Below are 14,299 nucleotides of genomic sequence, written 5' to 3' on the forward strand. Positions count from 1 at the left end.
ACACATGGCGCAATAAAGCTTCCCGGCGCCGCCGCCACTCTCCTAGCCTTGCCCCATGGGCAAATTGGGCAAACTAGGCAAATTGGGCACACCGGGCGAACTGGTCAAGGTTGGCAGTCGGGGCAAACCGCGCAGTCAGGGCGGGCCGGGGTCCGTCTTCGCCTTTCCCAACCCGGTCAACGAATACGCGGCCCGCATCACCGCCGGGCTGGTGGTCCTGCTGGCTGCCGCGACGCTGCTCACCGGCTTCGGCTGGGGCCTGGCGGTCATTGCCGCCGGCTTTTGGCTGCGTGTGCTGTTCGGGCCGAGAATCTCACCGCTCGCCCTGCTTTCTGTCAGGGTCCTCACTCCGCGGCTGGGACGGGTCAAGCTGGTGCCCGGGCCGCCCAAGCGTTTCGCCCAAGGCATCGGCGCCGCGATGTCCACGGCGGCCGCCGTCCTGCTGGCCGCCGGCCTGGCCCCCGCCGCCTGGATTTTGCTGGCCGTGCTGATCGTTGCCGCCTCGCTGGAAGCCTTCGCCGGGTTCTGCCTCGGCTGTGCCATCTTTGGCCTGCTGCAGCGCCGAGGCCTCATTCCCGAGGATATCTGCGAGGCCTGCAACAACATTCCGCTCAGGCAGACGTGACGGCAACCAGTTGCCCGGCCATGCCTCGGATCACCTCGGGGGCCTCAAGGGCTTCCAGCCAGTCCGCGGGCAGGCAGGCCGTGCCGTAGTACGCGCCCAGGATGTTGCCTGCGATGGACCCGGTGGAGTCGCTGTCGCCGCTGTGGTTGATGGCCACGGCGATGGCGGCCTTGAAATGGTCCGCCGGATCAGGCGCGCCATCTCCCTCTGATGGGGTGGCAGTCGCGAGGACCGCATAAAGTCCGACGGCGAGAGCCTCCTCTGCCACCCAGCCTTCACCGAGTTCACGGACCAGTTCCTCCGGGCTGAGCACGGTACCGGGTCCGGCCTGGCCGGCGAGACGGATTGCGGCCTCCAGCCGCTCATGGAGTTCAGGTGCTGCCTCCGGATCAGCCAGCACATGGGCGAGGGCTGCCTGCGCTGCCTCCGGCAGGCTGCCGCCCTGCACCAGCGAATGGATGAGCAGGCTGAAAACACCCGCGCTCTGCCGGGCCGAAGGATGCCCGTGCGTGAGTGAGGCCGCGTCGGCGCTCAACTTGTACACAGAATCTGCCGGGATGTGCGGAACCAGGCCGAAGGGCGCCGAGCGCATCACGGTTCCGCAGCCCTTCGATTCGGGATTGACCGGGCGAAAGACCGTTCCCATTTCGCCGGTGGCCAGCCCGCTCAGGCACGCCTTGCCAGGTGCCCGGCGGTGCCGCAGCACCTCTTGGCCGTCAATCCACCGGGGATGCGGCCGCGGCGCTGATTCGGGAACGGGCACGCCCTGTGTCTCCAGCCAGCGCAGGTAGGCAAGCCAGACGCAGGCGTTGGCGTCGGCACCGACCCCGGAGTTTGCCCATTCCAGGGCCTCGACGATGCCGTCGACCGTGTACAGCGTCATCTGGGTGTCGTCCGAGAAGTGGGCCCCGCCGTCGAGCGCGGAAAAATCCCGGAGCCCGGCGGCGCCGAAACGGCGCCGGATCTCGTCGATGGGATCGAACTCGACGGCGTAGCCGAGCGAGTCGCCCAGGGCGCCGCCGAGCAGGCAGCCATGGATGCGGGACTCGGGGGACGGAACGGTGCCCGGAACATTGCTCATGCAGGCAAATTTACCTGCCCGCCGGAGCTGTCCCGGCCCTGTGATTCTGGATGCCGCGGTGTTGACCCTGTGGCCCCGCACCGTGCTGTGACGTCGCACTCGCAATGCCGGGGGTCCGGGCGCCGGACGATAAGCTCGGATTCAGCAACCGTCCAGACTTTGCTGCCAGACTGCTGGGGCCGGCTCCCGGAGCGAGCGGCATTCCCCGCTGACAGAAACTAAAGGATTCCCCATGAGCACCCCTGTGTCCGTCCCCCCGACCGATGACCGGCATTCCGCCGGAGACAACGGACTCCGGCCCGGACTCCTGTCCAGGCTCGGAGCGGAGGCCTTCGGAACGCTCTTTCTGGTGGTCGCCGGGCTGGGCGTGCCGCTCTTCACCCTGCCGCAGTCAAACCCGCTGCCCGGCGCTCTCGCCGGAGGCCTTGCCGTGACGGCGGCGATGCTGGCCTTCGCTTACATCTCTGGCGGCCACTTCAACCCCGCCATCACCCTGGGCAACCTCGTCGCGGGCAGGATCGGCATCGCCGCCGCGGCGGCCTACATCGGCGCGCAGCTGGTCGGCGCTGCGGCAGGCGCGCTCGCCTTGTTCGGCATCCTCCGCACGGTGCCCAACATCTCCGACGCGCGCACGGCCTTCGACACCGTCACCGCCGGCTTCGGCGAGCACTCCGTGATCCAGACGTCGATGGCCGGCGTGCTGCTCGTGGAAGTGCTGGGAGCAGCCCTCCTTGTCGCCGTGTTCCTTGGCATGACGGCCCGCCGCAACAAGCACGCGGCCGCCGCGCCCTTCGCCGTCGGGCTGGCATTTGCCGTGCTGCTGCAGCTGGGCCAGGCCCTTGGCAACGCGCCCTTCAATCCAGCCCGGGCCACCGCCTCTGCGCTCTTCAGCAGCAGCTGGGCGCTGGAGCAGCTGTGGCTGTTCTGGGTGGCCCCGATCGTCGGTGCCGGCATCGCAGGGCTTGTTTTCCGCGGGTTCGCCGACGCCCAGGGCCGCAGTGCCACCGCCGCGGACCACGCCGACGACGCCGCCGATCCCGAGTCTGACCTCGGGGACGACTTCGACGGCGCCTCGGACCAGGAAGCAGTCGAAAAGCCCGCGGCCGCAGCGCCTGGTGCAGGCGGCGACGACGCGCGCGACTTCTTCGACGGACCCCGCAGCAAGGAGTCCTGACGCGCCGAGGCGCAGGGTCGGCTATTTTGTCGGTGCCCGCGTCTAGCTTATGAATATGCGGTTATTGCACACTTCCGACTGGCATCTGGGCCGGTCCTTCCACGGCGTCGGCATGCTGGACGCGCAGCACGCCTTTGTCGACCAGTTGGTTGCCCGTGTCAGGGAACTCTCCGTCGACGTCGTGCTGATCGCCGGCGACGTCTACGACAGGGCCCTGCCCGGCGTTGATGTGGTTAACCTCCTGGACGATGCACTGGTTCGGCTGACCGGGGCAGGCGCACAGGTGGTGCTGACCAGCGGAAACCACGACTCCGCCATCCGGCTCGGCTTCGCCTCCCGGCTTCTGGAGAAGGGCGGTGTTCACCTGCGCACCCGCCTGCAGGAGCTGGATGTCCCCGTCCTGCTGCCACTCGGTGTCACGGGGACCGATTCGGTACTGGCCATCTATGGCATCCCTTGGCTCGAACCCCGGCTGGTCGCCGAGCAACTTGGAGTGGACAGCGCCAGCCACTTCGAAGTCACCCGTGCCGCCACGGAACGCATCAGGGCCGACGTCGCCACGCGCAGCCAATCCCGGACGGTCCTTTCCGTTGTGCTGGCCCACACCTTCGCCAGCGGTGGCATCAGCTCGGACAGCGAACGCGACATCAGCATCGGGGGAGTGGGTGCCGTGCCACTGGACCTGTTTGACGGCTTCAGCTACACGGCACTTGGGCATCTGCACGGCCGGCAGGCCCTCTCTGGCGAAGTTCGGTATTCGGGCTCACCACTGGCCTACTCGTTCTCCGAAGCAAAGCACCAGAAGGGCGGCTGGCTCATTGACGTTGACGAGTCCGGGGTCACCGCCGTGGAGGAAATCTTCTGGGACGCGCCGCGGAAACTTGCCGTCCTCCGGGGGACACTCGACGGGCTGCTGGAGTCCCCGGAGCACGCCTGGGCCGAGCAAGCGTACTGCCAGGTGACCCTGACGGACGCCCAGCGGCCTGCCCAGGCCATGGAGCGGCTGCGTGCCAGGTTCCCGGACACGCTTGTCCTCAGTTTCGAGCCGGAGGGGGCACCCGCCGCCTCGAGGGCGAGCTACAGCAGCCGGCTGGCGGAGGCGGAGGATGACCTCGCCGTCTGCTGCGGATTCCTGGAACACGTCCGCGGCCGGGAGCCGGACACGGCGGAACAGACCGCCCTCACCGAAGCCTTGGAGAACGTGCGCCTGCAGGAGGCATCACTGTGAGGATCCACCGTCTGGAAATCTCAGCATTCGGGCCGTTTGCCGGAACCGAGGAAATCGATTTTGACCGGCTGAGCGCCCAAGGGCTGTTCCTGCTCAATGGGCCAACCGGCGCCGGCAAGACCAGCGTGCTGGATGCCATATGCTATGCCCTCTACGGGTCCGTGCCGGGCGCACGGCAGGACGGCAAAAGACTGCGCAGCGACCATGCGCACCAGGCCGCCGAACCCCGTGTGACCTGTGAATTCACGGCTCGGGGCAGGCATTTTGAGGTTACCCGCTCACCGGCCTGGGACAAGCCCAGCGCCCGCGGACGGAACGGGTTCACCACGCAGCAGGCCAAGACGCTGCTGCGTGAACGTGTGGCAGGTGAGTGGCTGGAAAAGTCTGGCCGGAACGACGAAGCGGGGGCGGAGATCACCGCGCTCCTCGGCATGGATCGGGAGCAGTTCACCCGCGTGGTTCTGCTCCCCCAGGGGGACTTCGCCGCGTTCCTCCGGTCCAAGGCTTCGGACCGCCTCGACCTGCTGCAGAAGCTCTTCGGAACCGAACGGTTCGAGGCGGTGGAGCGGGAGCTTGCGGTACAGGCCGCCGTGGCGGTGAGTGAAGTAGCCGATCTTGAGGGCAGGTTGGGCATGCTGGTGGCGAGGGCCTGGGCGGAGGTGACGGCTCTCGAGGTCGACCCCGACGCGGCGCCTGAACCTGCCGGCGGTCCCGAACTGCTGTCATGGCTGGAGTCTGCCGCCTCGGAGCGTGCCTCGGCCCTGGCCGGGGATGCAGAATCCGCCGAGGAGCGGCGCCGCGGGTGCACGGAGCGGCTCGAAGCGGAGCTGGCCAGGGAGGGAAGGCGCCTGAAGCTTGCTGCTGCCCTGCGCCGGAGGGCAGACGCAGAGGCCGCCGCCCCTGGGCTGACCAGCGCGGGAGCCGCGCTTGACCTGCACCGGAAGGCCGAGCTCCTGGGTGGGCAGCTGAAGGCCGTGACCGCCGCCGAGGTCCTGTTTGCCCGGGCGGAAAAAGCCTTGGACCTCGCCAGCGCCGGCGTGCGGGAGGCCGCGGGCTCGAGCTCCGAACTGGCAGTTATGGAACACGGCACTGCGGAACACGGCACTGCGGAATACGGCACTGCGGAACACAGCGCCGTCACCCGACACCCCGGCGTCGATGTGGCCGCGGAGCTTTCGCGGCTGCGGGCGTTGGCCGCTGTGATCGGCGAACGCCTTGCCGATGAGGAGCAGCTGGGTCGCCTGCACGCACGGGCCGCCGGGCTCGCACAGCGGCGGCAGGAACTCACCCGTACCGGAAATGACCACGCCGTCCGGCTGCTTTCCCTCCGCACCGAGATGGAGGCACTGCGTGCAGCCCTGCAGCCGCTTGAACAGCTGGCAGGGGAATCTGTGCTGCGCACCAAGGAAGCGGCGGCCGCCGACGAGCTGGTGGACGTTGTCAGGCGCTACGGCATTGCTGCGGCCGGGTGCGCTGCCGTCGCCGAGCGGCACCTCAAAGGCCGGGAACAGCACCAGGAACTGCGCCGGCTATGGCTGGACATCCGCGAGGAACGCCTGTCCAATGCGGCGGCCGAATTGGCTTCGCGCCTGGAACGCGGGGCGCCCTGTCCCGTCTGCGGGAGCCCGGAGCACCCCGAGCCGGTTCCCGCCGGGGACTCCGTCCTCGGGCTTGCCGAGAAAGAGGAACAGGCCAATGAGCGCAGTGAGGCGGCTGAGAGGGCGTTGTCTGCACTGGAGGCGGAGCTCTCCGAGGCCAGGCAGCTGGTCGCCGTTCTCGCAGGCCAGGACGGCGACACCGATCCCGCCGAAGCGGCGGAAGCCGCCCGGGCAGCCCGGGAAGCTGCTGCCGAGGCGGCCGCGGCCGTAGCGGAACTGGAAGCGAGCAGGAGCCGGCAGGAGGAACTGGCTGAGCTCATCGACGCCACGGAGCAGGTGCGCGTGGACGTGCTGTCGCAGTTGGCGCAAACAGAATCCGCCCTGACCGAAATCGAAGGGCAGTCCGACGCCCTGGAATCGTCGCTCGAAACGCTTCGTGCCGGCCACGCCAGCCTCGCTCTCCGCAGCGACGCCATCGCCCAGCTTGTCGGCATTCTCGAACAGGCTGACGCCGCCCGGTCGCAGCTGGATCAGGCTGCGGCCCGGCTGGCAGAGGCACGGACCGGGCTGGACCGCGCTCTTCCCGAGGCCGGATTCGCCTCGGCCGCTGAGGCCCGCCAGGCCCTGCTGCCGGGGGCGGAGGCGGCGAGGCTGGAGTCCGCCGTCCAGTCCGGGCGCGACGAGGAGGTACGGCTGGAGGAACTGTTCGCCAGCGAAGAGCTCGTTGTCGCAGCAAAGGAACAGACCGCCAGGGACGACGAAAGCGGCTCCGCGACCACCCCAGCGGACCTGGACCTGCTGCGCACCGAAGCCGAACTTGCTGCCCGGGCAGCAAAGGACATCGAATTGGCGGCGGGCATGGCGCGGCAGGCCGCCAAGAGCCTGGGACGCCTCCGTAAGGAGTACGGGGAGCTCGCTGAATCCGGCCGGGAGCCCCGGGAACACGCCGAAGTTTTGAAAGGCCTCGCCGAAGCGGCCCGCGGCTCGGGCGACAACAGCTACCGCATGAGCCTTAACGCGTACGTCCTGGCGGCACGGCTCGAACAGGTCGCCATTGCCGCGTCGGAAAGGCTCGTCGCCATGAGCGACGGCCGCTACACCCTGCAGCACTCTGATGCCAGGGCAGCCCGGAACGCCAAGTCCGGGCTGGGGCTGGAAGTCGTGGACGAGTGGACCGGCCGCCGCCGGGACACCTCGACCCTCTCCGGCGGGGAATCCTTCATGGCCTCGCTGTCGCTGGCCCTGGGCCTCGCGGACGTGGTGCAGCAGGAAGCCGGCGGTGTTGACATTGAAACGCTGTTCGTCGACGAGGGCTTCGGCAGCCTCGACGAGCAGGCACTGGAGCAGGTCATGGATGCGTTGGAGGGCCTCCGCGACGGGGGCCGCGTGGTCGGCCTCGTGAGCCACGTCGGGGAGATGAAGCAGCGCATCGGCAGCCAGCTCCAGGTGGTGAAGCAGCGGAACGGCTCCACGGTGCACATCGTTGATGCGCTCGTAACGGTCTAACCCCAGTGATGCCGCCGTCGGGACTTCCGCGTCCCGTATCACGTGTCCAGTACCATGGGACTGTTACCGGGTTCAGCGCATCGGGAGGAGGGACGATGCGCACGGACTGAACGAGCCCGCATATATGAGCACTTCAACGGCGCCCCAACCACCCGCCGAGCCCCGTCCCATTCCCATTGCCCCGTCCGCCAACACTCAGGCGCCCACCCCGCAGTTCGGCGGCCGGTTCGCGCGCCTGCCGGCTCTGGCGGGCAGGGGATTCCTGTCCGTGGGCCTGTTTGCCCGCCTGCCCCTCGCGATGCTGACCCTGGGTACCCTCACCCTTGCCACGTCGGTTACCGGCTCCTATGCCGTAGGCGGAGCCGCTGCCGGCGCGGTCGGCATCGGCTCGGCCGTCGGTGCGCCGATCCTCGGCTGGCTGGCCGACCGGCTCGGCCAGCGCCCGGTTCTGTTGATCTCGGCCATCCTTAACGTTGCGGCCGTAGTTGCCGTGATTGTTACCGCGTATCTGATTCCCGGGGTGCACGACGTCGGCGCCGCGTGGGGCATCATCGCGGCGGCGTTGGGGGCTGGCCTCAGTTGCCCCCAGGTCGGCCCGCTGGCCCGTGTCCGGTGGATGGCGCTCACAGCCGAAAGCCGGCGCGCCGGGGACAGCACCGATCTGGACGTCGCGCTGTCCTATGAGAGCACGGCCGACGAACTGACGTTCGTGCTCGGTCCGGCCCTTGTGGGCGTCCTGGCCAGCCTGGTGGCACCCTGGCTGCCGCTCGCCCTGGCCGCCGCGCTCACCCTCACGCTTGTTCCCGCCTTCGCCGTCCACCGTACCCACGCCGCTGTTCCGCGGCGGCCTGCCGCCGGTACCCGCGCCGTTAGAGGGAATGCCGCCAGAGGAAATGCCGGAACCCGGGCCGGCAGCCGCTTTGCCGGCCTGGCCCGCGTGGCACTTCCGGTCCTGGCCATGGTCTGCATGGGCGCGTTTTTCGGCTCCACGCAGGCAGCCTTAAGCGCGTTTGCCGCCGGTTTCGCATCGTCGGAGGCGGCTGGACTCCTGTACGCCGTCATGGGGATCAGCTCGGCCGCGGCCGCGATCTCGGTGGCCTACTGGCCGGCCGGCTTCCCCTTGACGGCCCGCTGGGTCACCGGGGCGGCCGCCATGGCCGGGCTGTCAGCCCTGCTGTTCCTTCCAGCCGATGGCTGGGGCATGGTGCTGGTACTGCTTGCGCTGGGCCTTCCGGTGGGTCCGGTCATGGTCACGGTGTTTGCCATCGGCGGGCTGGTCGCGCCGGCGGGCCGGCTGGCCACAGTGATGACGGCGCTCGCCAGCGGCATCGTCGCGGGCACCGCCCTGGGTTCGTCCATCGGGGGCCAGTTGGCACAGCAATGGGGCCCCCACGCCGCCTTCCTCGTCTCGGCAGCCGCTGCGGCGGCGCTCTTCGCTCTCGGGTCGGCGGCCGCCGTCGTCGTCCGTTCCCGGAAGCGGTCAGCTCAGGCGAGCTGACCTTCGATCCGGGCCGCGCTGGCCGTCAGGGCAGCGGCCACCTCGGCCGGATCCTCCGATGAGCGGATATAGACGACGGCGACCGCTGCCGGGCGTCCGCCGGGCACCCGGACCGGTGCGGCAAGAGAGGAAACCCCGGCGATGACCTCGTCGTGGCTGGCCGCGTAACCGCGCTTCCGCGCCTCGCCGGCCTCGGCGCGGTACGGCACGGCGGGAGCCAGCTGGCTCCACTCGTGCTCCGTCAGGGCCGACTGGATGGCAATGCCGGGCGCGCCGGAACTGATCGGATGGCGGGACCCCGGATGCTGCACCACTGTGGCGGCCGAATGCCGTGGTTCCACCGTCACGAGCGTCACGCATTCCTGGTGGTCCCACACGGCCACGAAGGCCGTCATGTTGAGTGTGTTGGCCAGCTGGGTCAGTTCCGGCAGCGCAGCGGTCTGGAGGTTCCGCGAAACGCCGCGCGCCAGCACCGCGAGGCCGGGGCCCGGCTGGACCCGGCCGGCGTCGTCGCGCACCAGCAGGGAATGGTCCTCAAGGGTCCGCAAGATCCGATAGGCCACGGAACGGTGGACGCCCATGGCCTCCGCCAGCTCGGCAATGGTCAGCGGGCGGTCAGCCTCGGCGAGGATTTCCAGTGCCCGGATGCCCCGGGAGAGGGTCTGCGACGGGGAGGTCTGGGCGGGCGCAACCTGCGCTGCGGCACCGGCGTTGGGAGTCATGCTGTCCATCCTAGGCAGGTTAGCGGGGCGGCTGGCCACAGGGCTGGCGTAGGCGCTGCAGTTCGAGCACGTTCTATATCGGAGTTCTATGTTCGATTATGGAACATCCTAGCAGTGGACGGTCCGAGGCGACTACGCCTTGGCGGCCGCGGCGCGGTGCGCCAGTCCGGCATGCACTTGCGTGTGATTCTGCGTCTGACCGATTGAGGGGTGCGTCGGATCACACTTCGTAGTATCCTCACACTAACTGACCGTTCGATCAGTAAATCGGACACCTCTTCATCACCCCCGGCAGTAGCACTGCCCCCACCCACGGAGTTTCAATGGCCGCAACTTCACACGTCGATTCAGAGGCGGGCCCCAGCAGTAAGCGTGAGGAACGCAAAGTCCTCGCCGGCACGCTGGTGGGCACAACCATCGAATGGTACGACTTCTTCATCTTCGCCCAGCTGACGGCAACGCTGCTGTCGCCACTGTTCCTGGCCCCGCTGAACGCATCCAACCCGGGCCTGGCGCAGATCCTCTCCTTCGCCCTGATCGGCATCAGCTTCCTGTTCCGCCCCCTCGGCGCCATCGTTGCCGGGCACTTGGGCGACCGCCTGGGCCGCAAGGCCATGCTGGTCTTTACCCTCATCATGATGGGTGCCGCCACGGCGCTGATCGGCATGCTGCCCACCTACGCCCAGATCGGTTTCTGGGCTCCGCTCCTGCTGATCCTGCTCCGAGTCATCCAGGGATTCTCCGCCGGCGGTGAATGGGGCGGAGCCGCGCTGATGGCAGTCGAGCACGCCCCCAAGAGCAAGCGCGGCCTGTTCGGGGCCTACCCGCAGATCGGCGTTCCCGTTGGCATGATCCTGGCCACAGGCCTGCTGTACTTCCTCAACACCGGCATGTCCAAGGAAGACTTCGGGTCGTGGGGCTGGCGCGTGCCGTTCCTGCTCTCCATCGTGCTGATCGTGGTGGGCTACCTGATCCGCCGCGCCGTCGCTGAGAGCCCCGTCTTCAGGGAAATGATCGAGCGCAAGGAGAAGGCCAAGGCCCCGCTCGGCCAACTGATCAGGCACCACAAGAAGTCCGTGCTCTACTCCACCATGATCTTCATCGGCAACAACGCTGCGGGCTATCTGCTGATCGCGTTCTTCATCTCCTACGCCACCAGGTCGCTGAAGATGCCGGTCGCGCAAATCCTGCTGGCCACCACGCTGGCATCCTTCGGCTGGCTGATCTTCACCCTGGTGGGCGGCTGGCTCTCGGACAGGATCGGCCGGGTCAAGACCTTCCTGACCGGCTACGCGATCATCTTCGCCTGGATGATCCCGATGTTCGCCCTCATCGATACGAAGGACATCGTGCTCTACGGCGTGGCGCTGTTCGTCCTCACGGTGGGCCTGGGCCTGTCCTACGGCCCCATGTCCGCCATGTACGCGGAGATGTTCCCGGCCAACGTGCGGTACTCCGGAATTTCGATCGGCTACGCCTTCGGCGCTATCCTGGGCGGTGCATTCGCCGCCACCATCGCCGAGTCACTCCTGCAGAGCACCAAGTGGACCGGCTCCATCGGTATCTACATCATGATCCTGTGTGTCATCTCGGGCGTCGGCGTGATCCTGGCGAAGGAGACGAGGGGCCGGCCGCTCGGCGTCAGCCGGCACTAGATGCGGCGTCAGCCGGCACTAGATGCGGGCGCCATCCAGCAGGGCAATGGCGTCCTCGTCGCTCAGTTGCTCAAAGTGCCGGTAAAAGGCTCCCACAGCCCGGAATCTTCCTGGCAGGTGGAGACACAGGACGTTGCAGACCCGGGACAGTGACTTCTCAGCTTCGATTGAACCGACGGGCGCGGCAGCCACTACCGCTGCCGCGCCGGCCATCCGTACGGCCTCGACGGCCGCCCGCATGGTGGCCCCCGTCGCCAGGCCGTCGTCCACGAGCAGGGCCGTCTTGCCGTGCACGTCGGGATGCACAGCCGGATAGCTGTCGGCGCGGCGCATCAGTTCGGTCCGCTCCCGGTGCTCCACCTGGTCGAGCCACTCCTGCCGCACACCGTCGTCCAGAATCCGCTCCACGAGGGGCCTGTTGAGAAGGCGAACGATCCTTCCGCCTGAGTATGCGAGCGCGCCGTATGCCGTCTCGTCATGGCCCGGGATGCCAAGCTTGCGGACCAGCAGGGCACCGAACGGCAGGTGCAGGACCTCGGCCGCGGCGGCGGCCACCGGAATGCCGCCACGGGCCAGGCCCAGCACCAGGGTGTCCGGGCGCTCGCGGAATTGCGGAAGGGCGGCCGCAAGCTGCCGTCCTGCGTCTTCCCGGTCCTCAAAAACCATGCCCATGGGTTCCTCTTCCGGTGTCTCCGCCCCCAAAGTCCAGCCTACGCCCGTCGGCTCCGGTGGGAGCCGGGGTCTTCGACGGCGTTCCGGCAGGGGATGGGGGTGCGGGGAAACCCGGGCCGATCCGCTGCCTGACTGATCCTGAAGTTTGACGGATCCGCCGACTGCCGAATCCCCTAACTGCCAGGTTCCCTAGTTGCCGAGGAACGCGATGGCCGCCTGCTTAAAGGCGCGGCTGGTGATGGCGTTGGTGTGGGTGCGGCCGGGCAGCACCAGCTGCTCGGCCGCGGAACCGGCCTTCCCTGCCAGTTCGGCAAGCTGCGGCATGGACGCGGCGCGTTCATCGTTTTCGCCGGCCACCAGCAGCACGGGCATGTGCGGCACGGCCTCGGCGGGGTCGTACGGTTCACCCTTGATGGCCTCCACCAGTGACAGCAGCGCGAAGATGTTGTTGCTCGGCAGCGCCTGCGCCATGCTGAGGAGCCCGGCCGTGGACGCGTCCGCAATGGGCGTGCCGTCGGCCAGGTAGCGCTGGGCGGCGACGAGGTCGAAGGCCGCCAGTGGGTCGGCCATGTTCGGGCCGCCCAGGACCAGCCGGTGGACCAGCTCCGGCTGGGTGGCGCCAAACTCCCAGCCGAGCCGAGAACCGAGGGAATAGCCGATCACGTCCAGCCCGCTGGCGGGGTCACCGTCGCGCAAGGGCCGGGCGCCGGCGTCGAACGCGATCTGCAGCAGGTCCGCCCTGATCCGGCTGGGCGAGTAGGAGTCCATGTCCTCCGGCGCGCCGCTCCGGCCGTGGCCGGGGAGGTCGACGGCGATGACGCGGCGGCCGGCCTCCAGCAGCGCCGCGATCCAGCCGGTGTCCTCCCAGTTCAGCTTGCTGGACGCGGAGAAGCCGTGGATGAGGAGGATGGGGCGGAGTCCGGCGTCGTTCTTGGGGTCGTGCACCCCGACGTATAGCTGCGGGTCGGTGCCCTCGACCGTGTGGGAGTGCCGTTCACCGGTGTGTCTGCCGCTCATCGCCTCAGTCCTCGTCAAGTCTCAGTCCTCATCGTGTACAGGGCTCGCCCGGACTGCTTCGTCGCCGGTCCGCCGTGGATGGGCACCACTCTACCTGCCGGCGGAGCGGGGAAATCCACGGCTAGGAGCGCCGGGCGCGCCGGGATGACGCGAACCGCGCGCCTGCCCAGCAGGCGGCGGCGATGCCGGCAATCAGCAGCAGCGTGCTGATCAGCTGGATGCGGCTGCTCTCGGCGCTGAAGCCCACGGCAAACACCAGCCCGAGCAGAACCAGGCCGAACACAGTGAGCCCCGGGAAGCCCCTCATCCGCAGCGGCAGCGGAGTGCCGTCACGGTCTGCCCGCCGGCGCAGAATGAGCTGGGAGACCAGTGCCGAACCCCAGACCACGAGGCACGTGGATCCGACGAGCTGGAACAGGGCCGGCAGGATGCGCTCGGGGAACAGCAGTTCCAGGACCGTGGCGATGAAGCCGAACGCGACGGAGACGCCGACGGCGACCATCGGCACTCCCGCGTCGCTGAGCCGGGACAGGAAGCCGGGAGCCTCGCCGCGCTCTGCCAGCGAGAACACCATGCGGGACGCCCCGTACAGGTTCGCGTTCAGGGCGGACAGCAGGGCGACGACGGCCACCAGAGTGATGGCGGTGGCGGCACCCGGGATTCGGGCGGCATCCAGGACGCCCGCGAACGGCGAGGACAGTGCGTCCGAGGTGGCGGGAAGGACTGCTGCGATCACGAAGACTGAGCCGATGTAGAAGACGAGGATCCGCCACACGACCGTCCGGATGGCCTTGGTGACGCTGTGCTCGGGGTTTTCGGTCTCCGCGGCTGCGACGCTGACGATCTCCGTGCCGCCGAACGCAAAGATCACCACGAACAGTGCGGTCGCAATGCCGGCCAGACCCGAGGGCGCAAAGTCTCCGGTGATGTTGGCCAGGCCCGGGGATGCCGCGTCCGGCAGGAGGCCCAGCAGCAGCGCGGCACCGATGGCGAGGAACAGGACGATGGCGGTCACCTTGAGGATGGCAAACCAGAACTCAAACTCGCCGAAGTTCTTCACTCCGGCCAGATTTATGGCGGTGAACACCACCATGAACACCAGGGAGAGCGCCCATACCGGAACCACAGGCCAGACCGAAAAGAGCAGGCCCGCGGCGCCGAGCGCCTCGGCGGCGATGACCACCACCAGCTGCAGCCACCAGAGCCAGCCCACTGTTGCCCCCGCTGTCTTGCCCATGGCGCGTTCGGCGTAAACGGAGAAGGCGCCGCTGTTGGGGCTGGCTGCCGCCATTTCGCCGAGCGCCCACATGACCAGGATGATGAGCGTGCCCGCCACGAGGTAGGAAACCAGGACTGCCGGGCCGGCCGCCTGGACACCGGCGCCGGAGCCCAGGAAAAGCCCGGCGCCTATGGCGCTGCCCAGGCCCATCATGGTGAGTTGCCGGGGCTTCATGCTGTGGCGGAGCTGTACTGCGGGTCGCTCTGCCGTGGACTTCGTCGTCATGCTGCGTACCTTCTTGGGG

At 68.4% G+C, this 14,299-nt stretch carries 11 protein-coding genes; 6 read left to right on the forward strand and 5 right to left on the reverse strand.

Annotated features, from left to right (window positions below; translation table 11 throughout):
- Positions 1-55: 55 nt before the first annotated feature.
- A complete protein-coding gene (locus CXZ05_RS08115; RefSeq protein WP_102972091.1) occupies positions 56-625 on the forward strand; it encodes a DUF4395 domain-containing protein in 570 nt (189 codons plus the stop codon).
- Here CXZ05_RS08115 and CXZ05_RS08120 read toward each other — a convergent pair.
- The gene (locus CXZ05_RS08120; protein ID WP_102972092.1) at positions 612-1,706 is read right to left on the reverse strand and encodes an ADP-ribosylglycohydrolase family protein; all 1,095 of its coding nucleotides are present in this window, start codon (positions 1,704-1,706) and stop codon (positions 612-614) included. The two genes, CXZ05_RS08115 and CXZ05_RS08120, sit on opposite strands and share 14 nt — an antisense overlap.
- 232 nt (positions 1,707-1,938) lie before the next feature.
- Between CXZ05_RS08120 and CXZ05_RS08125 the strand changes: the two genes are divergently transcribed.
- From CXZ05_RS08125 to CXZ05_RS08140, 4 genes are all read left to right on the forward strand, one after another.
- Positions 1,939-2,880: an MIP/aquaporin family protein gene (locus tag CXZ05_RS08125; protein WP_102972093.1), complete on the forward strand. Its 942-nt coding sequence runs from the start codon at positions 1,939-1,941 to the stop codon at positions 2,878-2,880.
- 55 nt (positions 2,881-2,935) lie between these two features.
- Complete coding sequence (locus tag CXZ05_RS08130; RefSeq protein WP_102972094.1) at positions 2,936-4,108, forward strand: exonuclease SbcCD subunit D; 1,173 nt, start codon at positions 2,936-2,938, stop codon at positions 4,106-4,108.
- A complete protein-coding gene (locus CXZ05_RS08135; protein WP_102972095.1) occupies positions 4,105-7,212 on the forward strand; it encodes an AAA family ATPase in 3,108 nt (1,035 codons plus the stop codon). Before CXZ05_RS08130 ends, CXZ05_RS08135 begins: the two co-directional genes overlap by 4 nt.
- 124 nt (positions 7,213-7,336) lie before the next feature.
- Positions 7,337-8,710, forward strand: coding sequence for an MFS transporter (locus CXZ05_RS08140; RefSeq protein WP_102972096.1), 1,374 nt, complete (start codon positions 7,337-7,339; stop codon positions 8,708-8,710).
- Here the strand turns inward: CXZ05_RS08140 and CXZ05_RS08145 are convergent.
- Positions 8,698-9,432 carry an IclR family transcriptional regulator gene (locus tag CXZ05_RS08145; protein WP_102972097.1) on the reverse strand — a complete coding sequence of 245 codons (735 nt, stop codon included), beginning with the start codon at positions 9,430-9,432 and terminating at the stop codon, positions 8,698-8,700. The genes CXZ05_RS08140 and CXZ05_RS08145 overlap by 13 nt on opposite strands.
- A 323-nt stretch (positions 9,433-9,755) precedes the next feature.
- Here CXZ05_RS08145 and CXZ05_RS08150 point away from each other — a divergent pair, with 323 nt between their 5' ends.
- Positions 9,756-11,087, forward strand: coding sequence for an MFS transporter (locus CXZ05_RS08150; RefSeq protein ID WP_102972098.1), 1,332 nt, complete (start codon positions 9,756-9,758; stop codon positions 11,085-11,087).
- Between the two features lie 18 nt (positions 11,088-11,105).
- Here the strand turns inward: CXZ05_RS08150 and CXZ05_RS08155 are convergent, their stop codons facing one another.
- The 3 genes from CXZ05_RS08155 to CXZ05_RS08165 form a co-directional block, all read right to left on the reverse strand.
- Positions 11,106-11,759: a phosphoribosyltransferase gene (locus CXZ05_RS08155; RefSeq protein WP_102972099.1), complete on the reverse strand. Its 654-nt coding sequence runs from the start codon at positions 11,757-11,759 to the stop codon at positions 11,106-11,108.
- A 189-nt stretch (positions 11,760-11,948) separates the two neighbouring features.
- Positions 11,949-12,776: an alpha/beta fold hydrolase gene (locus tag CXZ05_RS08160; RefSeq protein ID WP_102972100.1), complete on the reverse strand. Its 828-nt coding sequence runs from the start codon at positions 12,774-12,776 to the stop codon at positions 11,949-11,951.
- A gap of 121 nt (positions 12,777-12,897) precedes the next feature.
- The gene (locus CXZ05_RS08165; RefSeq protein ID WP_102972101.1) at positions 12,898-14,280 is read right to left on the reverse strand and encodes an amino acid permease; all 1,383 of its coding nucleotides are present in this window, start codon (positions 14,278-14,280) and stop codon (positions 12,898-12,900) included.
- Positions 14,281-14,299 lie beyond the last annotated feature (19 nt).

It is taken from the genome of Arthrobacter sp. AFG20, from assembly GCF_002892795.1.
Lineage (GTDB): Bacteria > Actinomycetota > Actinomycetes > Actinomycetales > Micrococcaceae > Arthrobacter.

Excerpts from the sequence above, each read along its gene's own strand:
- CXZ05_RS08130 (WP_102972094.1), top strand. The coding sequence starts at position 2,936 with ATGCGGTTATTGCACACTTCCGACTGGCATCTGGGCCGGTCCTTCCAC.
- CXZ05_RS08165 (WP_102972101.1), bottom strand. The coding sequence starts at position 14,280 with ATGACGACGAAGTCCACGGCAGAGCGACCCGCAGTACAGCTCCGCCAC.
- CXZ05_RS08160 (WP_102972100.1), bottom strand. The coding sequence starts at position 12,776 with ATGAGCGGCAGACACACCGGTGAACGGCACTCCCACACGGTCGAGGGC.
- CXZ05_RS08125 (WP_102972093.1), top strand. The coding sequence starts at position 1,939 with ATGAGCACCCCTGTGTCCGTCCCCCCGACCGATGACCGGCATTCCGCC.
- CXZ05_RS08120 (WP_102972092.1), bottom strand. The coding sequence starts at position 1,706 with ATGAGCAATGTTCCGGGCACCGTTCCGTCCCCCGAGTCCCGCATCCAT.
- CXZ05_RS08155 (WP_102972099.1), bottom strand. The coding sequence starts at position 11,759 with ATGGGCATGGTTTTTGAGGACCGGGAAGACGCAGGACGGCAGCTTGCG.
- CXZ05_RS08145 (WP_102972097.1), bottom strand. The coding sequence starts at position 9,432 with ATGACTCCCAACGCCGGTGCCGCAGCGCAGGTTGCGCCCGCCCAGACC.
- CXZ05_RS08140 (WP_102972096.1), top strand. The coding sequence starts at position 7,337 with ATGAGCACTTCAACGGCGCCCCAACCACCCGCCGAGCCCCGTCCCATT.
- CXZ05_RS08150 (WP_102972098.1), top strand. The coding sequence starts at position 9,756 with ATGGCCGCAACTTCACACGTCGATTCAGAGGCGGGCCCCAGCAGTAAG.
- CXZ05_RS08115 (WP_102972091.1), top strand. The coding sequence starts at position 56 with ATGGGCAAATTGGGCAAACTAGGCAAATTGGGCACACCGGGCGAACTG.